Below are 23,046 nucleotides of genomic sequence, written 5' to 3' on the forward strand. Positions count from 1 at the left end.
GCACCGGCGCCGTCGAGCCGCAAGAGAGGGGCAACCTATGAGGATCGTGCTGGCCTCTGACCACGCGGGCGTGCACCTGAAGGCTGCCATCGCCGAGCACCTCGCGGCGACCACCAGCCACCAGGTCGAGGACATCGGCACCCACACCGAGGAGCCCGTCGACTACCCGCCGATCTGCGCCGACGCGGCGCGCCACGTGGCGCGCGGCAACGCGGACTTCGCGGTCGTGATGGGCGGGAGCGGCCAGGGCGAGGCGATCGCCGCCAACAAGGTGCACGGGATCCGCGCCGCCCTCTGCCACGACGAGTACACGGCGCGCTTCGCGCGCCGGCACAACGACGCCAACGTCCTCTCGCTCGGTGCCCGCCTCCTCGCCCCCGAGCTCGCCTGCGCGATCCTCGACGTCTTCCTCGCCACCAGCTTCGACGGCGGCCGCCACGCGAACCGCATCGCCGAGCTCGAGGAGATCGAGATCTTCGAGGCGGGCGGGACGATCGAGTAGCGCTCAGGCGCGCCCCAGGCGCTCCTCGACGGCGGCGCGCCCCGGTGCCGCCGCGCCGCGGGCAGCGCAGGTGAGCGAGGCCGCCGCGGCGGCGAAGCGCAGCGCCCCGGCGAGCTCGCCGGGGGCGAGTCCACCGAGCGAGCCGGCGAGGAGCAGCCCGGCGTCGCCGAGGGCGACGAGCAGGCCGGCCATGAAGCTGTCACCGGCCCCGACGGCATCGCCGCCGGGCGCCGCCGGGTAGGCGGGGACCGCGAGGTCGCCGGAGCGCAGGTGCAGGCGGGCGCCACGCGCCCCGTCGGTGAGGACGACCGCGCCGCAGCCGCTTGCGAGCAGCGCCGCGGCGAGCGCGGCGGGGGCCTCGCCGGGCGCGAGGGCCGCCGCGTCCTCCCCGCTCAGTTTCACGAGGTCCGCACGCGCCGCCACCCGCCGAAGGCGGGACCGCCAGGCGGGGAGGTCGCCGATCGCGAACGGGCGGGCGTTCGGGTCGAGCGAGAGGAAGCCCGGAAACGCCGTCGCGGCGCGGGCGACCGCCTCCGCCGCCGGGCTGCGGGCGAGGACGAGCGAGCCGACGTGCAGCGCCGCCACACCCGCGAGGCCGCTCGGGGCGAGGTGGCGGTCGGCAGAGTCGTCGGGGCTGAAGCGGTAGTCGGTCACCCCGTCGTGCACCCGCACCTCGGCGGTGAGGAGCGGCCACGGCACCCGCTGCAGGTGGGCGAGCGAGACGCCGGCCGAGACGAGCGCCTCGAGGAAGGGCGCCGCCTGCTCGCCTTCGGGGAGGGCACCGAGGAAGGCGCTCTCCCCACCGAGGCGGGCGACGCCGAGGGCGACGTTGAAGGGCGAGCCGCCGAGCGCCCGAGCGCCAGAGGGGAGCAGGTCGAGGACGGCCTCCCCGCAGCTCGCGATCACCGCCCGCTCCGGTCGCTCAGCGGCCGCCGAGGCGCTCGAGGTGGCGCCGGAGGGCCGCCTCGAGCGCCTCCGGGTCGAGCGCCGGGGCCACCACCCCGCTGGCGAGGGCCGCCGCGGCGCGCGTCCGCTCGTCGGGATCGAGGGCGAGCAGGGCCGCCTCCTCGGTGGGGGCGCTCACGAGCGGCGCCATCGTGAAGAACCAGGCACCGGCGCGGTTGCGCCGCTGGGAGAGGCCGACCACCTTGCGCCTCCCGAAGGTGACCTCACCGGGGCCGAGGCCGAGGAAGCAGAGCTGGCGGGAGTAGGGGGCGGCGACGAGGCCGCCGCGGTGCACCGCGAGCAGCGCCGGGTCGAGGCCGCAGTCGGCGAGCGCGGCGCGCCAGGCCTCCCCGAGCGGCGCCGCGGCGCGGCCGACGTCACGGTCGAACAGGGGGTCGGCCGCGGGGACGAAGAAGTCCACCCACAGCTGGCGGCCGGGGCCGACGAAGACCGCTCCCCCGCCGCTGCGCCGCCGCACGAGTGAGCGCCCCGTGGCGGCCACGGCCGCGGCGTCGAAGTCCGCCTCGGGCTGGGTGCTGCCGAGGACGACGGCCCCGTCGCTCGGCCGCGCGACGACCATCGTCGGGGCGGGGAAGTCAGGAGGGGTGACGACGAGCTCTCCGACGGGCGCCTCCCGCCGCACCACCAGCACCGGTGGCTAGAGGCCGACGGCGTGCTCGAGCGCGGGGGCCACGTAGGGCTCCCACTCCGAGCGGATCTCGCCGCTCGCGGCGAGGAGCCACACCCCCGAGCGGGGCGCGCGTGGCAGGTGGCGCAGGGTGAAGCCGGAGTCCTCGAGGAGTTGGTCCTCCTTGGCCGCGTTGCAGCGGCGGCAGGCGGCGACGACGTTCTCCCAGGTGTGGGTGCCGCCGCGGCTGCGCGGCAGCACGTGGTCGATGTTCTCGGCCTGCGCCCCGCAGTACTGGCAGCGGTGGCCGTCGCGGGCGAAGACCGAGCGGCGGGTGATCGCGACGCGGGTCTGGCGCGGCACTTTCACGTACTGCGAGAGGCGGACGACGGAGGGCTCGGGGAAGCTCGAGCGGGCGGAGCGGAAGACCTCGCCGCTGTCGTGCACCAGCTCGGCCTTGGCGTTCAGCACCAGGCAGAGGGCGCGGCGGGACGTGACCACACAGATCGGCTCGAACGTCGCGTTGAGGACGAGAGAACGGCCGATCACCGGGGCTACCTGACCCTTCGGGCCTGTCTGTGCGCCATCACGGCCGAGAGTAGCGCGCGCTCCCGCGCGCGCCGGGGCTCGCCGCGGCGGGCGGGCTCACCGGCCGCGGCGCAGCAGCCGCTGCTCGCGCACGAAGGTGAGGTAGCCGACCACATCGGCGGGGCCCGGCGGCGGCGCAGCCTTGCCGTAGGCGGTCTCCATCCGAAAGGCGAGCCAGCGCGCCGAGGGAACGGGAAGGTGCGGCGGACGACGCCACCAGCGGCGGGGCACGAGGCCGACCGCGACCGCGAGCGCGCTCCTCCACAGGCGTGGGCGGAGGAGGACCGCGGGGAGGGCGCCCGCGAGGGCGCCGGGGCGGGCGACCGGGTGCTCGCTGCTCAGTGCTGCTGGAAGAAGCGGGAGCGGAGGCGGCGGCCCATCGTCGAGATGTCGCCGCCGAGGGAGCGGCCGGAGCGGAGGCCGTCGTCGCCCCCGCCGAAGGCGTGGCGTGCGCCCCGCTCGAAGAGCAGGGCGGCGAAGACCATGATCAAAAAGCCGAAGGTGGCGAGCAGCAGCGAGGAGCTGAAGGAGAGCAGGACGATCGCCAGCCCGGCGACGAAGATGCCGACCGACCAGCGCATCGGCCGGTGCAGGCCGTGTGAGGAGCGGACCCGCTCCGCGAAGCCGCGGTCGTGCTCGTAGAGCTTCTGCTCCATCTCGTGGAGGATGCGCTGTTCGTCCTCGGAAAGTGGCACCTCGTCTCCCCTTCCCGGCATCGGTCGCTCGGGCCCGGCGCCTGCCGCGGCGACCCGGCCCGCCGGGATTTTCGCGCAGCCCGCTCTCGGCGACAACGCCTCCCGGCACTCAAAGGTTACCCGCGGTGCCGCCCCTCCAGTCCCCGCGCCCCGTCTGCGAGGGTCGAGGCCGCGGAGATGGCGTCGCTCCCGAACCGCTCGCGGATCGAGTCGGTGACGGACTCGATCGCCTTGCGCTGATCGTGCCCCATGGCGGGGGCGCCGTCCTCGGCGAAGAGGGCGAGCTGGCGGGCCTCCTCACCGCTCTCGAGGTTCGCCACGGAGACGCCGAGCAGGCGGACGCCCTGGGTCCACTCGAGCTTCCCGAGCAGCTCGACGGCGATCTCCGCGATCTCCGCGGCGCTCGTCACCCGGTGGCCGGCGGTGCGTGAGCGGGTGATGGTCGTGAAGTCGGCGAACTTGAGCTTCACCTGCACGGTGCGGCCGAAGAGCTCGGCCCGCCTGCAGCGGGCGGCCACCGACTCGGACTGCCGGCGGGCGTGGCCCTCGAGCGCGACGAGGGTCGTCACGTCGCGGTCGAAGGTCTCCTCGTGGCCGATCGAGCGCAGCCCCCGGTTCGGCTCGACGGGCCGCTCGTCGATCCCGTTCGCGAGCGCGGCGAGCGCCGCGCCCTGGCGCTTGCCGAACAGCGAAACTAGGCGCTCGACGGGGAGGGCGGCGAGCTCGCCCACGCCGCGGATGCCGAGGCGGGCGAGCTTCTCGGCGGTGCGCGGGCCGATCCCCGGGATCGCCCGCACGGCGTGGCCGTGGATGAAGGCGAGCTCCTCGGCGGGGTCGACGATCAGCACCCCGAGGCCCGGGCGCGGCCCCTCGGGGGCGATCTCCGGCTTGGCCGCCTTGGAGGCGAGCTTGGCGACGAGCTTGCTGCTCCCTCCGCCGACGGCGCAGTCGAGGCCGAGCTGCTCGCGCACGGTGCGGCGCAGCGCGTCGGCGATCTCGTGGCTCGGCCCGGCGATGCGGTGCGCCCCGGAGATGTCGAGGAAGGCCTCGTCCACCGAGATCGGCTCGACGACCGGGGTCACCTCGTGGAGGAGCTCGAGCAGCTGCGCGGAGACCTCGCCGTAGCGGTCGTGGCGGGGCGAGAGGAAGTGCGCGGTCGGGCAGAGCCGCCGCGCCTCGGCGGTCGGCATCGCCGAGTGCACCCCGAAGCCGCGCGCCTCGTAGGACGCGGAGGAGACGACGCCGCGGTTCCCGACGCCGCCGACGATGACCGGCCTGCCGGCGAGCGCCGGGTCGTCGAGCACCTCCACCGCGGCGAAGAAGCAGTCCATGTCGAGGTGCAGGATGTCGGCGCGGCGCGCGGGCCCGGCCGCGCTCACGACGCGATCCGGATGCGGCGGAAGGCCTCGGCGTAGGGGACGCCGGCGGCCCGCCCGGCCTGCTCGGCACGGTCGCTCACGACCTCGCGGAACCACTCGCCGGTCTCGCCGAGCTGGCTCGCGTGGCAGAGGATCGCCTCCGCCTTCTTCCCGACGGTCGCGCCGATGTCGACGTAGACCCCCGGCTCGAGCGAGCCGGAGAGATAGGCGAAGGCGGGCGAGAAGGCGCTCCCCTGCTCGGGGAAGTAGAGGGGGGAGCCGGCCGCCGGGCAGGCGGCGTCGAGGGCCGCCGCGCCGACCACCCGGTGGTCGCGGTGGTTGTAGTAGTGCTCGCCGAAGAACAGCGCGAGCGGGTCGGGGCAGACGACGACCTCGGGGCGCAGGCGGCGGATCAGGCCGACGAGGCGCGCCCGCAGCTCACGGTCGTTCTCGACCTCCCCGTCGGGGTAGCCGAGCTCTTCCACCCCGGCGAGGCCGAGCACCTCCGCGGCCGCGGCCACCTCGAGGTGGCGGCGGGCGACGAGCGCTCCCGGATCGGCGGCCGGCTCCGAGCTCCCCTTGTCCCCCGAGGTGCAGATCACGAGGTGCACGGGCGCGCCCGCCTGCGCCCAGGCCGCGAGCGTCCCCCCGCAGGAGACGTCGGCGTCGTCGGGGTGCGCGTAGATCGCGAGCGCGCTCGTGGGCACCGCGGAGAGCAGCTCGGCCGCCACCGGGTTCGCGGCCCCGCTCAGGCCAGCTCGTGCTGCTTCGGCGCGGTCTGCTTGGTGAGCAGCCCCGCCTCGCGCGCGAAGTCCCCGGCCTCCTCGAAGCCCTTGTAGACGCTGGCGAAGCGCAGGTAGGCGACGTCGTCGAGCTCTCGCAGGTGGTCGAGGACGGCCACGCCGACCTGTTGGCTCGAGACCTCCGGCCCGGCGGTGCGCAGCTGCTGTTCGACCGCGGCGGCGAGTCGCTCGATCGCCCCGGGTGTCACCGGCCGGTTCTTGCACGCCGAACGGACGCCCGCCGCGACCTTCTCCCGGTCGAAGGGCTCGCGCTCCCCGGAGCGCTTCTTCACGAACAACAGGCTCGCCGAGAGGCGCTCGAAGGTGGTGAAGCGGTAGCCGCAGCGACGGCACTCCCGGCGACGGCGGATCGCGGCACCGTGCTCCACCTCGCGCGAGTCGACGACGCGGTCCTCGTCGCCGCCACAGGAGGGACACCGCATCGCGCCGAGGCTAATGGGCGCGTCCGGGGGCGCCGGAGAGGCGGTGCGGGGGGCGGGGGGCCCTCTCCCACTCAGGGAAGGTGCAGCGTCTCCCCGACGACGAGCGTGCCGTCGGACGTCTCTGCCTGAAGAGCGTTGACGAGGGGCCGCGGGTCCGCGTCCGGCTCGAGGCGGGTGGCGATCGACCAGAGGGTGTCGCCCGGGCGGACGACGTAGACGACCGCCCTCCCGCTCACCGTCGAGCCTGCGAGGTGGGCGGGGACGGGGGCGCCGCCGCGCAGCGCGCCGGCGCCGAACCAGGTGGCGAGGAGGAGGGCGAAGGTCGCGCAGGCGGGGAGCAGGCCGTGCCTGCGGTGGCGCGCCGGGGCGCTCGACAGGGCGCGGGTCGGTGACGAGTGCTCGGACCGGGCGGGGTGGAGAGAGGTGGCCGCCCGGCCCGAGCCCTGCGCCACGGGTCGCGGGCGTGGCGCCGCCTCGCGTCCGATCGGCGCGTACGCGACGGGAGAGGCGGAGCGGCGGGTGCTGGGCTCGCCGCCCGTCACCAGGCGGAGCGCCGGCCGCGCCGAGGGGTGTCGCCGGGTGCCGGGGAACGTCGTGGGCAGCGCCGCCATCGCCTCTTCCTTTCGTCGTACGTATGTTCGATTTCTGGGAGAATCGTTGCACGAACACCTGTTCGGTGTCAAACTCTGTCGAACGGGTGTTCCCACGAACAGATGTTCGCGAACGGGTGTGACACCCGCCCCTGACAAGGAGATCCGATGGCCCAACAGACGCTCAGCGGCAAGCGTCGCCAGATCCTCGAGTTCATCGCCGAGGAGATCCGCGAGCGCGGCTACCCGCCGTCGGTGCGCGAGATCGGCGAGGCGGTGGGGCTCACCTCGTCCTCCACCGTGCACAGCCATCTGCAGGTGCTCCAGCGCGAGGGCTTCCTGCGCCGCGACCCCACCAAGCCGCGGGCGATCGCCGTCTCGTTCGAGCCGAGCTCCGGCGCGGCGATGGCGGCGCGGCCGGTCGTGCACGTCCCACTCGTCGGCGACGTCGCCGCCGGCGTCGGTGTCCTCGCCGAGGAGAACGTGGAGGACGTCCTCCCCCTCCCCGAGGACCTCACCGGGCTGGGCGAGCTGTTCATGCTGCGGGTGCGCGGCGACTCGATGATCGACCTCGCGATCCTGGAGGGCGACTACGTCGTCGTCCGACGCCAACAGGCCGCGGAGGACGGCGAGGTGGTCGTGGCCGGCATCGGCGACGGCGAGGCGACGGTGAAGACCCTCCGCCACGAGGGGCGCGAGGTCGTGCTCGAGCCGGCGAACGCCGCCTACCAGCCGATGCGCTTCTCCCCCGACGAGGTCCAGGTCTACGGCAAGGTCGTCACCGTGATGCGGCGCGTCGGCCACTGACGCCACGGCGCCGCTCGGGCAACGGCGCCTGCCTCCTCAGCCGTAGAGCACCCCGGCGAGCGCCCGGCGCACCTCCTCGAGGTCCTGGCGGGTGACCTGCTCGTCGGGATGGTGCGCGAGCAGCGGGTCACCGGGGCCGAAGTTCGCGGCGGGCACCCCGAGCTCGGAGAAGAAGGCCACGTCGGTCCAGGCGATCTTCGCCGCTGGAGGCTGACCGCTCGCCGCGACGAGCTCGGCGAGGACCGGGTGGCCGAGGCTCGGTGCCGCCGCCGGCGCCGAGTCGAGGACCTCGAGGCGGTCGCCGAGCGAGGAGTCGAGGGCCGGCGCGAGCAGTATCCCGATCGCCTCGGCGGCCTGGTTCTCGTCGCGGTCGGGGGCGAAGCGGTGGCTGAGGACGAGGCGCGCCTCGTCGGGGACGACGTTGCCGGCGACGCCCGCCCGCACGTCCACGGCCTGCAGGCTCTCGCGGTACTCACAGCCGTCGATCACCGGCCGCCGTTCCTCGAAGGAGGCGACCGCCTCGAGGACCGGTGCCAGGCGGTGCACGGCGTTCACCCCCGCCCAGGGGCGCGCCGAGTGGGCGCGGCGGCCGCCGAGGACGACCTCGAACCGCACCATGCCCTGGCAGCCCGCCTCGATGCAGGCGTTCGTCGGTTCGAGGAGGATCGCCGCGTCGCCGGCGAGGAGGCCGGGGTCGGCGGCGGCGAGCTCGCGCAGGCCGGAATAGGAGCGGGCGATCTCCTCGCAGGCGTAGAAGACGAAGGTGAGGTCGCGCCGCGGGGCCTCGATCCCCCACGCGAGGGCGAGCAGCACCGCGAGGCCGCCCTTCATGTCGGCGCTGCCGAGGCCGTGGCAGACGTCGCCCTCGACGCGCGAGCGCTCGTTGCCGGCCGGCGGGACGGTGTCGAGGTGGCCGGCGAGCACCACCCGCCCCGCGAGGCCGAGGGCGGTGCGGGCGACGACGTTGTTGCCGACGCGCACCACCTCGAGGCCGGGGAGCGCGCGCAGCTCCTCCTCGACGAGATCGGCCATCGCCGCCTCGTCGCGGCTCACCGAGGGGACGTCGACGAGGCGCGCGGTCTCGAGGAGGAGGTCCTCGTGCATCTCCCCCGCCTCAGGTGGAAACGCCGTGCGCCCGCAGGACCTCGTTCAGCTGCGCCTTGTCGTGGCGCTCGCCCTCGGCGAGGCGGCGGAGGACGAGGACGCACGGGAGGAAGTACTCCCCGCCGGGCAGCTCGCGGCGGCGGTAGGCGCCGACGGCCACGCTCCAGGGGGGCACCACGCCGCGGGAGAGCTCCTCGCCGCTCTCGCCGTCGATCACCGGGATCGAGGGGTTGAGGATCGTCCCCTCGCCGATCACCGCGCCCCGCCCGACGCGCGCGCCCTGGGTGATCATGCAGCGGCTGCCGACGAGGGCGTCGTCCTCGATGACGACGGGGGTCGCGTTCGGCGGCTCGAGGACGCCGCCGATCCCCACCCCGCCCGAGAGGTGGACGTTGGCGCCGATCTGCGCGCAGGAGCCGACCGTCGCCCAGGTGTCGACCATCGTCTTCTCACCGACGCGCGCCCCGATGTTGGTGTAGCTCGGCATCAGCACGACGCCCGGCGCGAGGTACGAGCCGTAGCGGGCAGAGGCGCCGGGGACGACCCGCACCCCGAGCTTCTCGTAGCCGTGCTTCAAGGGGATGCGGTCGTGGAACTCGAAGGGGCCGAGGTCGGTGGTCTCCATCTCGCGCACCCGGAAGTAGAGGAGGATCGCCTCCTTCAGCCATTCGTGGACGACGACCTCGTCGCTCGCCGGGTCGACCTCGGCGACGCGCGCCTCGCCGCTGTCGAGGAGGCCGATGGCCTCCTCGATGAGCGCGACCTGCTCGGCGTCGCGGGGGGTCACTTCGCCGATGCGCGCGAAGAGTTCATGGATCGAGCCTTCGAGGGTTGCCACGTGCGCCTCCTTCTCGGCCGAGCAGACTACAAGGCCGCCCGCCGTCCCCCCGGGCCGCTCAGCCGGCGGCGGCGAGGCGCTCGGCGGCGAGCTCGATGCGCTCGTCGGGCTGGACCACGGCGATGCGCACGTAGCCCCGCCCGGCGGGGCCGTAGAAGTCGCCGGGGCTGACGAGCATCCCCGCCGTGCGCGCGAGCCAGCGGGTGAAGCCCCACTCCGGCCCCTCCCCCTCCTCGCGCTCCGACGAGCGCTCGTCGTCGGGGGCGGGCACCCAGAGGTAGAACGAGCCCCCCGCGATGCTCGCCTTCACCCCGACGCCCGAGAGCATCTCGACGACCCGCTCGAGGCGGGTGAGGTAGCGGGCGCGCTGCTCGGCGACGTGCGCGTCGTCCTCGAGGGCGAGCGCGCCGGCGAGCTGGATCGGCCCGGGGACCATGAAGCCGGCGTGCCGACGGACCTCGACGAGGTAATGCACGAGCTCGGGGTCGCCGGCGTAGAAGCCGACGCGCAGCCCGGCGCAGTTCGAGCGCTTGGAGATCGAGTGCACCGCGAGCAGCCCCTCGGTGCCGTGCTCGAGGATCGTGCGCGGCCTGCCCTCCCAGGTGTACTCGGCGTAGCACTCGTCAGAGAGCACGGGCACGCCCCGCGCCCGCCCCCAGGCCGCGGCGGCGCCGAGGTCGTCGAGCGCCCCGGTCGGGTTGGAGGGGCTGTTCAGCCAGAGGCAGAGCGCGCGCGCCGCGTCCGCCTCGCTCACCGAGTCGAGGTCGAGCGAGCCGTCGGCGCGGGCCGCGACGGCGACCGCCCGGCAGCCGGCGAGGAGCGCCCCCATCTCGTAGGTCGGGTAGGCGATCCCCGGGTAGAGCACGGTGTCGCGGGAGGGGTCGCGCAGCTTCAGCCACTGCGGGATGCCGGCCACGAACTCCTTGGTGCCGATGCAGATCGCGACGTGGCGACGCTCGAGCTCGACGTCGAAGCGGCGGCCGACGTAGGCCCGCGCCGCCTCGAGGAGGCGGGGGCTGCCGAGCGAGGGCGGGTAGCCGCGCTCCGCGCCGGAGGTGCCGAGCGCCTCGACGACCTGCGGCGGCGGCGGGTCGCCGGGGGTCCCGACCGAGAGGTCGACCATCCCCCCGGGGAGCGCCTCGCAGATCGCCTCGATCGGCGCCAGCCGGTCGTAGGGGTAGGTCGGCGGGATGAAGCCCGACGGTGCCTCGCTCACTTCACGACCTCTTTCTCTCGCTCGGACGGCGCCTGTCTGTCCCGCGCGGACGGCGCCTGCGCCCCGCGCCGCGGGGGGCCCGGCGGCTGGGCGCTCGGCGGCTGGGGGCTCGGCGGCAGGAACTCGGCGAAGCGGCGCCGCGAGGCGTCGTCGAGGCGGACGCGCACCACCGTGTGCCCGTCCTCGTCACGGCGCTCGAGGACCTCGCCCGAGCGGTGCAGGGCGGCGAGCACGTCGCCGCGGGCGTAGGGGACGACGAGCTCGACGGCGCGGTCGGTCGCCCGCAGCTGCGCGGCGACGACGTCGAGCAGCTCGGGGATCCCCTCCCCCGTGAGGCCGGAGCAGGAGACGGCGCCGTCGTGCGCGGCGAGCAGGCGCTTCGCGCTGTCGGGGTCGCGGTCGGCCTTGTTGAAGGCGAGCAGCTCCGGCACGTCGGCGGCGCCGATCTCCCCGAGGACGCCGCGCACCGCCTCCATGTGCCCCTCGGGGTCTGCGCCGGCGACGTCGACGACGTGCACGAGGAGGTCGGAGTCGGCGACGACCTCGAGGGTCGAGTGGAAGGCCTCCACGAGCTGGTGCGGGAGGCGGCTCACGAAGCCGACGGTGTCGGTGCAGACGATCGTCTCGCCGCCGGGCAGCTCGAGGCGCCGGGTACGCGGGTCGAGCGTCGCGAAGAGGCGGTTCTCGACGAGCACGTCGGAGTCGGTGAGGGTGTTGAGGAGCGTCGACTTGCCACCGTTGGTGTAGCCGACGAGCGAGACGCTGCGGTGCGCGCCGCGCCGGCGCTGCCGGCGCTGGGTGCGGCGCGTCGCCTCCAGGCCGGCGAGCTCCACCTCGAGCTTCGCGATGCGGCGGGTGATCCGTCGGCGGTCCTGCTCGAGCTGGGTCTCGCCGGGGCCACGGGTGCCGATCCGCCCGGCCTGCTGGGAGAGGGTGAGCCCGCGGCCGCGAAGGCGGGGCAGGCGGTAGCGCAGGAGCGCCAGCTCGACCTGGGCGCGGCCCTCCTCAGAACGGGCGTTCTGGGCGAAGATGTCGAGGATCACCGCCGAGCGGTCGATCGCCGTGCGGCCGAGGATGCGCTCGAGGTTGCGCTGCTGGGCCGGTGACAGCTCGTCGTCGAAGACAACGGTGTCGGCGTCGACCTCCTCGCAGATGCGGTGCAGCTCCTCGGCCTTGCCCCGTCCGATGTAGGTCGCCGGGTCGGGGCTCTCGCGCGCCTGCAGCACCCGCTCGGCCTCGTCGGCCCCCGCGGTGTCGATCAGCAGCGCAAGCTCGTCGAGGCTCGCCTCCACCTCGGAGAGGGTGCGGGGGAACGAGACCACCCCGACGAGGACGATGCGCTCCCGAAAGCTCCGCTCGATCAGCGTCACGAGAAGGCGCCGACCTCCTCGAGCTCGACAACGACCGCGGCGACGTGGCGCGCCGGCCCGCTCAGCGCCGCGCTCGGCGGCGAACCGGAGAGCTCGACGGTGAGGTCGCCGCCGGGGTTACGCACCACGACCACGGCCTCGGTGAGGCCCACGGCGTGCGTCGCGGCCGCAGCCGCCGCGGAGCCCGAACCGCAGGCCTCGGTGATCCCGGCCCCCCGCTCGTAGACCTCGAGGTCGAGCGCGGCGCGCCCCAGCACGCTCACCAGCTCGACGTTCTGGCCGCCCTCGACGGCGCGCTCCAGGCCGGGGCCGACGCCCTCGATTGTCACGTCCCCGCGCTCGCCGACGAGGACGAGGTGGGGGTTGCCGATGTCGACCGCGAAGGCGCGGCGCGAGGCGAGCGGCGAGGGCACCTCCGCGACGCGCACCTCGCCCATCTCGACGCGCACCTCGGCCCGCCCCCCGCCCGCCTCGGGCTTCACCGTGCAGTGGGAGGCGGCCGCGGCGGTGGTGATCAACGGCGCCGTGCTCCCGCTCTCGCGGTAGGCGGCGAGCGCCGCGCAGCGCAGGCCGTTGCCGCTCGTCTCGGCGGTGCTGCCGTCCGCGTTCCACAGCTCCATCGCGAAGGCCGCGGGGCCGCCGGTGAGGCGGATGAGGCCGTCGGCACCGATGCCGCGGCGGCGGTCGCAGAGCGCGCTCGCGAGCGCCGCCGAGGGCGCCGGCCCCCCCTCGTGGTCGACGAGCACGAGGAAGTCGTTGCCGAGCGCCTCGTACTTGTCGAGGTCGATCCTGCCCACGCCCGAGTCTCTCACGTGCCGGCCCCGGCCCCGGCCTCCGCGAGCAGCGCGCGCGCCCGCTCGCGAAGGTCGGGGGCGGTGGCGTCGAGCCAGTGCACGCGGGGGTCGCGGCCGAACCAGGACTGCTGCCGGCGGGCGAAGCGCCGGGTCCGCCTGAGGATCTCGGCACGCACCGAGGCGAGGTCGCCCCCCGTGTCGAGGTGGGCGAGCAGCTCGCGGTAGCCGAGCGCCTGGCGGACCGTGCGCGAGAGGCCGCCGGGGCGGCCCGACAGCTCCCGCACCTCCTCGAGGAAGCCGGCGGCGAGCTGGCGGTCGAGGCGCGCCTCGATGCGGCGATCGAGCTCGGGGCGCTCGACGGCGAGGCCGATCTGCAGCACCGGGCTCGGCGGGTAGCGCTCGAGGCCGGGGCCGGCGGCACTGAAGGGGCGCCCCGAGCCGAGGGTGACCTCGAGGGCGCGCACGATGCGGCGGCGGTTCCCGGCCTCGATGCGGCCGGCGGCGAGGGGGTCGAGGTCCTGCAGGCGGGCGTAGAGGGGGGCGAGGCCGGAGGCGTCGGCCTCGGCCTCGAGGAGGGCGGCGACCTCGGGGTAGCGGGGCGGCATCGCCAGCTCGTCGACGAGCGCCCGCTGGTACAGGCCGCTCCCCCCCACCAGCCCGGCGCGCGCGGCGCGCCCGGCGATCTCGGAGCGCGCGGCGCGCGCCAACGCAGCGAAGGCCGACGCGGAGAACTCCTCGTCGAGCTCGGCGACGTCGAGGAGGTGCCACGCGACCGCGGCGCGCGCCGCCGCGTCCGGCTTGTCGCTGCCGATGTCGAGGCCGCGGTAGACCGCGATCGCGTCGACCGAGACGAGCTCCACCGAGCCGAGATCAAGGGCGAGCTGCTGCGCGAGGGCGCTCTTGCCGCTCGCCGTCGGGCCGACGATCGCGAAGCTCGAAGGGATGCTCACCGCAGCGCCAGCGCAGGTCGGCCCGGAGCGGCTGACCTGGTCTTTGACCCCACACTCGCCCGCTGAGGAGCTGGCACGCCCGGTGGTGGCGACCGGCGGACCGGCCCGGCACCGCCGGAAGTGGCGCGCTTCCCCCCTTCTCCGTCCCGTGCCGCGGATCGGCGCGTGGACGGGCGGGGCTTACCTCTAAGCCGCACCATGCTCAGCAACCACGGGTTGCCTTACGTGGGTCGTTTCGCCTGCGACTGGCATCGACTTGCAACCACAGACCCGCTCCGGGCCGCCCGCAGTGTAGGCCGGCGCCGCCGCTCAGCTGCCCGCGGCGCCCGCCCCGCCGGTGCCGGTCTCGACGGCCGCTTCGCGCCGCCCCTCGTAGGCCGCGTGCTCCTCGTCGCCGACGGCGACGCCCTCGGAGATCAGCAGGATCGGGATGCCGTCGCGGATCTCGTAGCGGCGCTGCAGCCGCGGGTTGTAGAGGACCTCGTCGCCCTCGAAGTACCACAGCGGCTGCTTGTCCTCCGGGTCGACGAGGATTTCGATGAGCAGTTGGTCGAGCGCCACGCCCACTCCCTTTCTCGGAGGCGGCCCGAGGGGGCCGCCCGGCCAGTCCTTCGGTCAGCCGCGCACCAGCGCGAGCACCTCGGCGACGCGCCGCTCCAGCTCCGCGTCGGTGCGCGCCTCCACGTTCAGGCGCAGCAGCGGCTCGGTGTTCGAGGGGCGGAGGTTGAACCACCACGTCGGGTAGTCGGCGGTGAGGCCGTCGAGGTGGTCGAGCTCGGCGCCGTTCGCCGCCGCGTAGGCCTCGACGCCGGCGAGCGCGCCCTGCGGGTCGTCGACGACGCTGTTGATCTCGCCGGAGTCGGCGTAGCGCTCGAAGGGGCGGCGCAGCTCGGAGAGCGTCGTCCCCGAGCGGCAGAGCAGCTCGAGGAGGACCATCGCGGCGATGATCCCCGAGTCGGCGCGGTAGTTGTCGGCGAAGTAGTAGTGGCCGGAGTGCTCGCCGCCGAAGACGGCGCCGCTCTCGGCCATCACCCCTTTGATGAAGGAGTGGCCGACGCGGGTGCGGATCCCCTTGCCGCCGTTCTCGGCGATCACCTCGCGCACCGTGCGCGAGCAGATGCAGTTGTAGAGGATCGTCGCGCCGGAGTGCTTCTCGAGCATCGCCTTGGCGACGATCGCCGTGGTGAGCGAGCCCGAGAGCGGCACCCCCAGCTCGTCGACGAGGAAGACGCGGTCGGCGTCGCCGTCGAAGGCGAGGCCGACGTCGGCGCCGCTGCGGAGGATCGCCTCGCGCAGGTCGACGAGGTTCGCCTCCTGGATCGGGTCGGCGGGGTGGTTCGGGAAGGTGCCGTCGAGCTCGCCGTAGAGGACGTCGAGGGAGAAGGGCAGGCCGTTGAAGACCTGCGGCGCGACGAGGCCGCCCATGCCGTTCGCCGTGTCGGCGACGACGTGCAGCGGCCTCAGGGCGCCGAGGTCGATGAAGGAGCGGACGTGCTCGGCGAAGGCCTCGAGGAGGTCGCGGTGCTCCGGCTCGACCGCCGGGCGGGCCGCGGCCGGCGCGCCGGCGAGCGCCTCGAGCGCGTGGTCGCGCACCTGGAACAGGCCGCTGTCCTCGCCGATCGGGCGCGCCCCGGGGAGGCAGAGCTTCATCCCGTTGTAGTCCGCGGGGTTGTGCGAGGCGGTGAGCATCGCCCCGGCGGCGTCGAGCGAGCCGGAGGCGAAGTACAACAGGTCCGTCGAGCCGAGGCCGAGGTCGGTCACCGTGCAGCCGGCCTGCTGCGCACCGGCGGTGAGCGCCGCGGCGAGCCCCACCCCCGAGCTGCGCATGTCCCGGCAGACGACGAGGCGCGGCGCCGCGCCGCCCTGCTCGGTGAGGAAGCGGCCGAAGCCGACGCCGATCGCGTAGGCGGCCTGCTCGTCGAGCTCGTCGGGAACGATGCCGCGCACGTCGTAGGCCTTGAAGATCGCGCCGAGCGCTTCCGCGGAGGCCATGTCGCCCCAGCCTACCGCCCCGTCGGCGGCGGCCCCGGGGGCCGCGGGCGCTCAGTGCGAGCGCGCGAGGGAGATGATCGTGAGCGCGTTGAAGGTCGCGTGGGCGAACATCCCCGCCCCGAGGCGCCCGGTCCGCAGCGCGAGCACGCAGAGCACGCAGCCGAAGCCGGCGAGCGCGAGCAGCTCGATCGGCTGGAAGTGGGCGAGGCCGAAGAGCGCGCCGGTAACGAGGACCGCGCCGACGGTCCCGGCGCGCCCGCCGCCGAGGCGGCCGAGCGCCGCCCGCAGCACGAGGCCGCGGAAGAAGAGCTCCTCGACGACCGGCGTGCCGACGCAGACGAGCAGCGCGAGGGCCACGTAGCCGGTGCCGTCGACGTGCTCGGCGAGCTGCTTGGAGGGCGCCGAGAGGCGCTCGGAGAGGTGGTGGACGAAGGGGGTGAGCGGGAGGGTGAGGGCGGGCACCAGCAGGTAGGCCGAGGCGAGGCCGACGGCGATGCCGAGGGGGATGTCGCTCGGCCGCAGCGCGAGGCCGTAGTCGGCGTGCAGCCGATCGAGCACGCCCGGGCGCTCGCCGCGGCGGCGCGCCGCCGAGGAGGCGGCGAGGACGGCGGCGAGGAGGCCGAGCCACAGGCCGACGAGTCCTCCGACGTCCTCGCCGAGACGGCTCGTGTGGCCGGCGAGGGCGTTCGCCGCGCCGGCGAGGAGGGAGCCGGCGAGCTCGCCCCCGAGGAAGCCGAAGAGCGCCTCGACGAGCCCGAAGCGGTTGGCGAGGCCGGAGGGGCGCTCGTCTGGGACCTCGGCCATGCCTGAGCGTCCCCGTTTCGAGGGCTGCGGTCAACTCGGCGGGCCGGGGGCGGCGGGGCCGGGGCGGGCGCGGGGCGCGGGGCGCGCGGCAGCTCCGCGGGGGGCGGTGCCTACGATGTACTGGTGAGTCGACAACCGCAGGATCTGCGCCCCGGCGGCCCCGGCAAGGGCCTCGGAGGGCCCGGCCGCAACAACAACACCGGCACGCCGGGCTCGGGCGACGCCACCTGGCGGTGGTTCGCGGCGCTGCTCGCGGTGGTGGTGATCATCGCCCTCTTCTCGACCTCGCTCGCCGGCCACTCGAGCGCGACCCACCTCACCTACACCCAGTTCCAGTCCGACCTCGCGCAGAACCAGGTGAAGACGGCGGTGGTCGACAACTCCTCGGGCAACATCACCGGCGTGCTCGCCGACGGCTCGAACTACACCACGACCGGCCCGCCCCCGAGCGACGCCGAGATCGCCGCGATCCAGAAGTCCAAGGCCACCCTCAGCTTCTCCTCGCCCTCCTCGAGCATCCTCCCGACGCTCCTTCTCTACCTGCTGCCGGTCGGGATCTTCATCGCCTTCTTCTTGTGGCTGAACCGCCGCGCGCAGGGGCAGATGTCGGGGATCATGTCGATCGGCCGCAGCCGGGCGAAGGTCTATTCCACCGAGCGGCCGCGCACGACCTTCTCCGACGTCGCCGGCTACAACGGCGTGAAACAGGAGATCTCCGAGGTCGTCGACTTCTTGAAGTCGCCGGGGCGCTTCCGCGAGATCGGCGCCCGCATCCCGAAGGGCGTGCTGCTCGTCGGCCCGCCGGGGACGGGCAAGACGCTGCTCGCGCGCGCCGTCGCCGGCGAGGCGGGGGTCCCCTTCCTCTCGGTGAGCGGCTCGGACTTCATGGAGATGTTCGTCGGCGTCGGCGCGAGCCGGGTGCGCGACCTGTTCCAGACAGCCCGCAAGCAGGCGCCGGCGATCATCTTCGTCGACGAGATCGACTCCATCGGCCGAAAGCGCGGCGCCGGCCTCGGCGGCGGCCACGACGAGCGCGAGCAGACCCTCAACCAGATGCTGAACGAGATGGACGGCTTCGACCCCGCCGAGGGCGTGGTGATGATGGCGGCGACGAACCGCCCCGACATCCTCGATCCCGCGCTGCTCCGCCCCGGGCGCTTCGACCGCCAGATCGTCGTCCCCCTCCCCGACCTCGAGGAGCGCAAGCCGATCCTGCAGGTGCACTGCCGGGACAAGCGCATTGGCCCCGACGTCGACCTCGAGCTCGTGGCGCGCGGCACGCCCGGGATGTCTGGCGCGGACCTCGCGAACCTCGTCAACGAGGCGGCGTTGCACGCCGTGCGGCGCGGCAGCCAGATGGTCGAGATGCGCGACTTCGACGCCGCGCGCGACCGCGTCCTCATGGGCCAGCAGCGCGACAGCCTCGTCCTCTCCGAGGAGGAGAAGGCGCGCGTCGCCTACCACGAGTCCGGCCACGCCGTCCTCTCCTACGTGCTCCCGAACGCCGACCCGCTGCTGAAGGTGAGCATCATCCCGACCGGCATGGCGCTCGGCGTCACCCAGCAGCTCCCCCTCGAGGAGCGCCACATCTACCGCCGCGAGTACATCGAGGACTCGCTCGCGGTGCGCATGGGCGGGCGCGTCGCCGAGCTGCTCGTCTACGGCGACCTCTCGACCGGGGCCAGCGACGACCTGCAGCGCAATACCGAGCTCGCCCGCAAGATGGTCCGCGAGTGGGGGATGTCGGCGCGCGTCGGCCCGATGGCCTGGGGCCAGCAGGGCACGGTCTTCCTCGGCGAGGACCTGATGCACACCCGCGACTACTCCGAGGACACGAGCCGCGTCGTCGACGAGGAGGTGGCGACGATCCTGCGCGACCAGGAGGAGCGGGCCCGCCAGGTCCTCTCCGAGCACCGCTCCGGCCTCGAGGCGGTCGCCCACCAGCTCCTCGAGAAGGAGAGCGTCGACGGCGAGGAGGTCGCCCGCCTGATCGACGAGGCCTTCGGGCGCCCCGTGCACGACATCGACTCGGCGATCCCGCACTTCGCCCGCGGCATCCGCGATGCGCCCCTCGCGCCGCCGCTCGCCCCCCCGGTCACGGCCGCCTCAGGGGGCGCGGAGGCTCACGCGAGCGGGATCGCCGCCGAGGAGTTGAAGCCGACCGACCCCTTCCCCCGCGCGTAGAGGTCGGCGCCGCACTCGAACGAGCCGTCGGCGCGCGCCACGAGGGTGAGCGCGGGGGCGCCGGCGACGACGCCGGAGAGGTCGAGCGCCAGCACGCTGTGCGGCGCGAGGCCGATCCTCGCCACCCTCGCGAGCGAGGCCCTCGTCCGCTGGTCGGCGCCGAGGGCCGAGAGGTGCACCGTGAGCGGCGCGTCGCCGGGGTTGGCGAAGGTGACCACCTCGCCCGCGCTCGCGTCGCTCTCTCCGCCACCGAGCAGCCAGCCGCGCGCGAGCAGCGGCGTCCCCTCCTCGCTGCTCTCCCCCGCCGGCACCGTGGGCGGCAGCTGGTAGGCGGAGCGGGCGCGCGCCGCTCCCTTCGGCGGCGCGCTGAGCAGCGCCGGGACGGCGGTCGCCCTCGGGATCACGAGCGAGCGCTCGACGACCACCCCGTCCCCCGCCGTGACGCTCACGTGCCCCCAGCGCAGCGCCCCCGGGCTCGGGTCGCGGGCGAGGTTGAACTGAGCGGTGGCGCCGGCGGCGACCTGGCGGACGGTGGTCGCGGCGCCGAGGAAGCCGCTCGTCGAGGCGGTGTGCACCGCCACCTCGGCGGCGCGCGTCGAGGTGTTGACGACGAGCAGCGAGAGCGTCGCCGCGCCGCCGCTCGGGACCGGCGGTAGGTACCAGTCGCGCGCCGCGGTCGCGATGCCTGACGAGAAGGCGAGGGTGCGGGCGTGCTGCAGGACGTCGGAGTCCATCTCCCCGACGACGATGCGCCCCCCCGAGCTCGCGACGAAGCTCGTCACCGCCTGCTGCTCGGGGAGGTACTCGCCGACGTTCTCGACGATCAGCTGGCCGGCGCCGATCGCGAGCCCCTGGAAGGCGGGGGGCGCGACGTTGCTGCCGCTGCTCGTCGTGAAGCTCACGTTGGCGACGGCGGGGGTCGCCCCCGGGTCGTAGAGGGCGAGGGCGATGTTCGCCGCCTTCGTCGTGGCGCCGCCGGCGACGGTGGCGTTCGTCCCGACCGACGTCGTGCAGGCCGTGGCGACGGGCCCCGCCGAGCCGTGCTCGATCTCGGTGACGCCGACGCCGCGGCTGTCGAGGAGCACCGAGGCCGCCCCCCAGCCGGGGCGCTTCGGCGTCGGGAAGGCCTGCCGGAGGGTCGAGTGCGGGGCGAGGCGCACCTGGTGGACGAGGTTCAGGCCGCGGTCGGTGACGAGGTCGAGCTCGCCGCGCACCGCCCTCCCCGAGACGTTCGCGAGCTCGACGGCGGCGGTGTCCTTGCCGACGTCGAGGGGGAGCGGCCCCGGGCAGTACCAGGCCGACGAGCTCGCCTCCCCGGAGAGGAAGACCTGGCCGACGGCGCGCGTCGGCGCGTTCGCGGCCGAGGCGCGGCGGTGGCGGACGGTCGCGTTGGCGTAGCCGGCGAGGGCGAGCAGCGCGAGCACGACGACGAGCGCGACGTGGCCCCGGCGGTCGCCGCCGAGCGGTGAGGGGCGCGTCGCCATCAGCTCTGCACGCCGCTCACCAGCGCCCCGTCGGCACGCTCCTCGTGGAGGTGCACGGCGTGGTGCGGCTGGCGGAGGTGACGCGAGCGGGCCGCCTGGCGGCGCGCCCGGCGCCCCCGCAGGAGGGAGCGGGCGAGGAGCGCCCACCCCGCGAGCTCGAAGGCGACGAGGAGGCTTCGCCCGAGTGGCGGCAGCGCGTGGGCCGGAGCCGCGACCCGCCCCGCGCTCGGCCTCCAGGCGGTGTTGCGGAACACGGCCGCTCCCCCCTCGACCGGCAGCTCCTGCAGGTCGGTCTGGTCCGCGAGCGCGTCGAGGACGAGCTGGGGGGCGGGGGCGGCGACGACGGGGGTGCCCCCCGAGAGGAGGGGCGCGGGGGCCGAGGGGACGACGACGTAGCGCACCGCGTACGGCGCGAGCAGCGAGCCGAGGCGGACCGTCGTCCCCGACTCGGCGGAGCCGACCGCCGCGGCCATCGCGCGCACCGTGCCCGGGTCCGGACTCGGGAAGAGGCTGGTGGCGGTCGGCAGTCCCCCCTCGGAGAGCGCGAGCGCGAGCCCCGGCCGCTGCTGCCAGGAGCCCCCCGGCAGCGAGACCGGGTCGCCGAGCCACAACAGCCGCGTCCCGGTCGCCTGGCGCGGCGGGGCGGCGGTCCAGGCGAGGACCGAGTCGTAGCCGGTCTCGGGGAGCGAGTAGCGGCCGGGCAGCGAGGCGCCGAGCACCGGCAGCAGGCCGGCGAGGAAGCAGAGCGTGAAGGCGGTCGCGGTGAGGTGGTGGCGGCCGAGGTGGACCGAGCGGACCTCCTCGAGGACGATCCCCGCGCCGAGGCCGACGAGCACCGCCACCGCGACCGCGAGCGGGGTGACGATGACGCGCACCGCGCCGCCGCCCGGCCCGAGCCAGCCGGCGGCGAGCGCCCAGGTGACGAGGGCGAAGGCGAGGAGCAGCGCCCACATGCGGATCGCGAGCGCGAGCCGCGCCCCGGTCCCCGAGACGAGCACGAAGAGCGCCGCGGCGAGGAAGGCCCAGCCGAGGGTCCCCTTGCCGACCGGCCCGAGGTAGAGGCGGAGGATCTGGCCGAGGACGGGCGCGTGGTCGGGGTCCGTCGCCGCGCCGGTGAGCACCGACCACGCCGTGTCGCGCTGCAGGAAGGTCGCCGACCACGGCAGGAGCAGCACGACCGCCCCGAGCGTGGAGGCGCCGGTGACGCCGAGCAGCCGGCGCGGGGCGCGGCGCCCGTCGGTGAACAGCGCCGCCCAGGCGACGACGAGGGCGACGAGCGGCGTCATCAGCAGCACCGTCGGCACGAAGGCGCCGACGAGGGCGAGGAGCACCGAGAAGCCGACGACCTCGCGCCGCAGCGCCTGGCCGTCGGCCGCCCCCGCGGCGGCGAAGGGCGGCTCGCCCGCGGCGCGCAGCACGCGCGCGACGAGGAAGGGCATCCCCGCGAAGCAGATGAGGCCGGGGAGGTCCCCGGCCGCGAGGTCGTTCCAGGCGAGAGGGAGGAAGAGGTAGCAGGCGGCCGCCGCGAGGCGCGCCGCGGGGGTGACGAAGGGGCGCGCCAGGCGCGCGATCCCGATCGGGCCGGCGACGAAGGTGACGATGAGGACGAGCTTCAGCAGCACCCCCATCGCCCCGAAGGTGACGAGGCCGGCGAGGCCGAGGAGGAGGAAGGCGGGCGAGGCGGGGCCGGGGCTCTGGCTCCCGGCGTCGTCGAAGCCGCCGAAGAAGTGGCCGAGGAGGGTCGCCGGCGAGGGCAGCGGCTGCAGGTTGCCGACCGCCGGCAGGTGGCCGACGAGCAGCGAGCGGGCGCCGAAGACGAAGATGCAGACGAGCGCGACGACGAGGCTCGAGAGCTCGCGGCGCTGCGGGGTGCGGCGGTGGCGGAGGTGGTCGACCCCCCGCTCGGCGCGCAGCCGAGAGTCGCGCGAGAGGCGCAGCGCGCGCGCCTCGACGTTGCGCGCCAGCGAGCGCCAGAGGCGGAAGGTGCGGTGGCTCATGAGCGAGCAGACCTCGCGGTCGGGCAGCCGCCGGAGCGCCGCGACCTCGAGGCGCGCCGCGGCGAGGCCGCGCTCGGAGGAGAGGTTCCAGCGCCACGCCCCCGAGACCTGGTGGACGCGGTCGCGCCGGCCGATCACGAAGAAGTAGGCGATCTCGAGCGCCGAGAGCACGGCGAGCTGGGCGAGCACGACCGTGCGCCGCCAGCGGCCGTAGTTCTTCAGCACGGCGCGCAGCTCGTGGCGCCACTGCAGCGAGCGGGACTCGGGGAGGGGGCGGCGGCGCGCCGCGGTCGCCTCCAGGTGGCGGGCGACCGCCGTCGGGACGACGACGATGCGCGCCGAGGCGAGGCGCGCCCGCCAGCAGAGGTCGACGTCCTCGCCGAACATCGAGATCTGCGGGTCGAAGCCGCCGATCGCCGCGAAGAGGTCGGCGCGGATGAGGGTGCAGGCGCCGGGGACGGCGAAGACCTCGCTCACCTCGTCGTGCTGGGCCTGGTCGAACTCGTGGCGCTCCACCCGTCGCAGCGGTGCGGCGAAGCGGTCGACGCCGAGGCCGAGCTGCAGCAGGCGGTTGGGGGCGTTGTGGTCGACGAGCTTCGGGCCGGTGATGCCGGCGTTGGAGCGGAAGGACTCCTCGACGAGGCGGCGCACGACGTCGGCCTCGAGGACGACGTCGTCGTGGCAGAAGCAGTAGTAGGAGGCGCCCGAGACGAGGCCCGTGACGCTGTTCGCCGAGGGGCCGAAGCCGAGGTTGTCCTCCAGGCGGTGGAGGAAGAAGTCGGGCGCGACGGCGGCCACCCGCGGCGCGACCGGCCGCTCGCTCGCGGCGTCGACGACGAGGACCGAGAGCTGGGGGTAGTCCTGGGCGGCGAGCGAGGAGAGGCACTCCTCGAGCCAGGGGCCGGGGTCCTGGCAGACGACGACCGCGACGACCGGAGGAACTAGCTCGTCCGGCACGGGGCGCAAACTTACCGG

At 75.0% G+C, this 23,046-nt stretch carries 22 protein-coding genes; 3 read left to right on the forward strand and 19 right to left on the reverse strand.

Annotated features, from left to right (window positions below; genetic code table 11):
* Window positions 1–37 precede the first annotated feature (37 nt).
* Window positions 38–502: a ribose 5-phosphate isomerase B gene (rpiB, locus tag VNF07_11480; GenBank protein HVB06855.1), complete on the forward strand. Its 465-nt coding sequence runs from the start codon at window positions 38–40 to the stop codon at window positions 500–502.
* A 3-nt stretch (window positions 503–505) separates the two neighbouring features.
* On the opposite strand, the gene VNF07_11485 is transcribed toward rpiB, so the two are convergent.
* From VNF07_11485 to VNF07_11520, 8 genes are all read right to left on the reverse strand, one after another.
* Window positions 506–1,408, reverse strand: a complete 903-nt coding sequence (locus tag VNF07_11485) for a PfkB family carbohydrate kinase (GenBank protein HVB06856.1) — start codon at window positions 1,406–1,408, stop codon at window positions 506–508.
* 16 nt (window positions 1,409–1,424) lie between these two features.
* On the reverse strand, window positions 1,425–2,093 hold the full coding sequence (locus VNF07_11490) for a hypothetical protein (protein ID HVB06857.1): 669 nt from the start codon (window positions 2,091–2,093) through the stop codon (window positions 1,425–1,427).
* Between the two features lie 12 nt (window positions 2,094–2,105).
* The gene (locus VNF07_11495) at window positions 2,106–2,624 is read right to left on the reverse strand and encodes an HNH endonuclease (protein HVB06858.1); all 519 of its coding nucleotides are present in this window, start codon (window positions 2,622–2,624) and stop codon (window positions 2,106–2,108) included.
* A 377-nt stretch (window positions 2,625–3,001) separates the two neighbouring features.
* Window positions 3,002–3,358, reverse strand: a complete 357-nt coding sequence (locus tag VNF07_11500; GenBank protein ID HVB06859.1) for a DUF3040 domain-containing protein — start codon at window positions 3,356–3,358, stop codon at window positions 3,002–3,004.
* Between the two features lie 116 nt (window positions 3,359–3,474).
* Window positions 3,475–4,737 carry a DNA polymerase IV gene (locus VNF07_11505; protein ID HVB06860.1) on the reverse strand — a complete coding sequence of 421 codons (1,263 nt, stop codon included), beginning with the start codon at window positions 4,735–4,737 and terminating at the stop codon, window positions 3,475–3,477.
* Window positions 4,734–5,447, reverse strand: a complete 714-nt coding sequence (locus VNF07_11510; GenBank protein HVB06861.1) for a PIG-L deacetylase family protein — start codon at window positions 5,445–5,447, stop codon at window positions 4,734–4,736. The genes VNF07_11505 and VNF07_11510 overlap by 4 nt, the downstream gene beginning before the upstream one ends.
* A 17-nt stretch (window positions 5,448–5,464) precedes the next feature.
* The gene (gene nrdR, locus VNF07_11515) at window positions 5,465–5,941 is read right to left on the reverse strand and encodes a transcriptional regulator NrdR (protein HVB06862.1); all 477 of its coding nucleotides are present in this window, start codon (window positions 5,939–5,941) and stop codon (window positions 5,465–5,467) included.
* 71 nt (window positions 5,942–6,012) lie between these two features.
* A complete protein-coding gene (locus VNF07_11520) occupies window positions 6,013–6,552 on the reverse strand; it encodes a LysM domain-containing protein (GenBank protein HVB06863.1) in 540 nt (179 codons plus the stop codon).
* Window positions 6,553–6,699: 147 nt separating this feature from the next.
* On the opposite strand from VNF07_11520, the gene lexA reads away from it, so the two are divergent.
* Window positions 6,700–7,338 (forward strand): transcriptional repressor LexA, encoded by a 639-nt coding sequence (gene lexA, locus VNF07_11525; GenBank protein ID HVB06864.1) that lies wholly within the window; start codon window positions 6,700–6,702, stop codon window positions 7,336–7,338.
* A 36-nt stretch (window positions 7,339–7,374) separates the two neighbouring features.
* Here the strand turns inward: lexA and dapE are convergent, their stop codons facing one another.
* The 9 genes from dapE to VNF07_11570 form a co-directional block, all read right to left on the reverse strand.
* On the reverse strand, window positions 7,375–8,442 hold the full coding sequence (dapE, locus tag VNF07_11530; protein HVB06865.1) for a succinyl-diaminopimelate desuccinylase: 1,068 nt from the start codon (window positions 8,440–8,442) through the stop codon (window positions 7,375–7,377).
* A 10-nt stretch (window positions 8,443–8,452) separates the two neighbouring features.
* Window positions 8,453–9,280 (reverse strand): 2,3,4,5-tetrahydropyridine-2,6-dicarboxylate N-succinyltransferase, encoded by an 828-nt coding sequence (locus VNF07_11535; protein HVB06866.1) that lies wholly within the window; start codon window positions 9,278–9,280, stop codon window positions 8,453–8,455.
* A gap of 58 nt (window positions 9,281–9,338) precedes the next feature.
* Window positions 9,339–10,496 carry an aminotransferase class I/II-fold pyridoxal phosphate-dependent enzyme gene (locus VNF07_11540; GenBank protein ID HVB06867.1) on the reverse strand — a complete coding sequence of 386 codons (1,158 nt, stop codon included), beginning with the start codon at window positions 10,494–10,496 and terminating at the stop codon, window positions 9,339–9,341.
* Entirely contained in the window at window positions 10,493–11,866 is a 1,374-nt protein-coding gene (hflX, locus tag VNF07_11545; protein ID HVB06868.1) for a GTPase HflX, read from the reverse strand. Before hflX ends, VNF07_11540 begins: the two co-directional genes overlap by 4 nt.
* Complete coding sequence (gene dapF / locus VNF07_11550) at window positions 11,863–12,663, reverse strand: diaminopimelate epimerase (protein ID HVB06869.1); 801 nt, start codon at window positions 12,661–12,663, stop codon at window positions 11,863–11,865. Before dapF ends, hflX begins: the two co-directional genes overlap by 4 nt.
* Before the next feature lie 11 nt (window positions 12,664–12,674).
* Entirely contained in the window at window positions 12,675–13,610 is a 936-nt protein-coding gene (miaA, locus tag VNF07_11555; protein HVB06870.1) for a tRNA (adenosine(37)-N6)-dimethylallyltransferase MiaA, read from the reverse strand.
* 309 nt (window positions 13,611–13,919) lie between these two features.
* On the reverse strand, window positions 13,920–14,171 hold the full coding sequence (locus VNF07_11560; GenBank protein HVB06871.1) for a Trm112 family protein: 252 nt from the start codon (window positions 14,169–14,171) through the stop codon (window positions 13,920–13,922).
* A gap of 54 nt (window positions 14,172–14,225) precedes the next feature.
* Window positions 14,226–15,602 (reverse strand): phosphomannomutase/phosphoglucomutase, encoded by a 1,377-nt coding sequence (manB, locus tag VNF07_11565; protein HVB06872.1) that lies wholly within the window; start codon window positions 15,600–15,602, stop codon window positions 14,226–14,228.
* A 51-nt stretch (window positions 15,603–15,653) separates the two neighbouring features.
* Window positions 15,654–16,406, reverse strand: a complete 753-nt coding sequence (locus tag VNF07_11570; GenBank protein HVB06873.1) for a CPBP family intramembrane glutamic endopeptidase — start codon at window positions 16,404–16,406, stop codon at window positions 15,654–15,656.
* 123 nt (window positions 16,407–16,529) lie between these two features.
* On the opposite strand from VNF07_11570, the gene ftsH reads away from it, so the two are divergent.
* Window positions 16,530–18,590, forward strand: a complete 2,061-nt coding sequence (ftsH, locus tag VNF07_11575) for an ATP-dependent zinc metalloprotease FtsH (GenBank protein ID HVB06874.1) — start codon at window positions 16,530–16,532, stop codon at window positions 18,588–18,590.
* Here the strand turns inward: ftsH and VNF07_11580 are convergent.
* Entirely contained in the window at window positions 18,530–20,074 is a 1,545-nt protein-coding gene (locus tag VNF07_11580; protein HVB06875.1) for a DUF5719 family protein, read from the reverse strand. The two genes, ftsH and VNF07_11580, sit on opposite strands and share 61 nt — an antisense overlap.
* Entirely contained in the window at window positions 20,074–23,028 is a 2,955-nt protein-coding gene (locus tag VNF07_11585; GenBank protein ID HVB06876.1) for a glycosyltransferase family 2 protein, read from the reverse strand. The genes VNF07_11580 and VNF07_11585 overlap by 1 nt, the downstream gene beginning before the upstream one ends.
* Window positions 23,029–23,046: the final 18 nt, after the last annotated feature.

This window comes from Acidimicrobiales bacterium (assembly GCA_035533595.1).
Taxonomy (GTDB): Bacteria; Actinomycetota; Acidimicrobiia; order Acidimicrobiales; family Bog-793; genus DATLTN01.

Bases quoted from the DNA above. Each gene is read 5' to 3' on its own strand.
- rpiB (HVB06855.1), top strand. From the start codon at position 38: ATGAGGATCGTGCTGGCCTCTGACCACGCGGGCGTGCACCTGAAGGCT.
- nrdR (HVB06862.1), bottom strand. From the start codon at position 5,941: ATGCGGTGTCCCTCCTGTGGCGGCGACGAGGACCGCGTCGTCGACTCG.
- VNF07_11520 (HVB06863.1), bottom strand. From the start codon at position 6,552: ATGGCGGCGCTGCCCACGACGTTCCCCGGCACCCGGCGACACCCCTCG.
- lexA (HVB06864.1), top strand. From the start codon at position 6,700: ATGGCCCAACAGACGCTCAGCGGCAAGCGTCGCCAGATCCTCGAGTTC.
- dapE (HVB06865.1), bottom strand. From the start codon at position 8,442: ATGCACGAGGACCTCCTCCTCGAGACCGCGCGCCTCGTCGACGTCCCC.
- manB (HVB06872.1), bottom strand. From the start codon at position 15,602: ATGGCCTCCGCGGAAGCGCTCGGCGCGATCTTCAAGGCCTACGACGTG.
- VNF07_11570 (HVB06873.1), bottom strand. From the start codon at position 16,406: ATGGCCGAGGTCCCAGACGAGCGCCCCTCCGGCCTCGCCAACCGCTTC.
- VNF07_11580 (HVB06875.1), bottom strand. From the start codon at position 20,074: ATGGCGACGCGCCCCTCACCGCTCGGCGGCGACCGCCGGGGCCACGTC.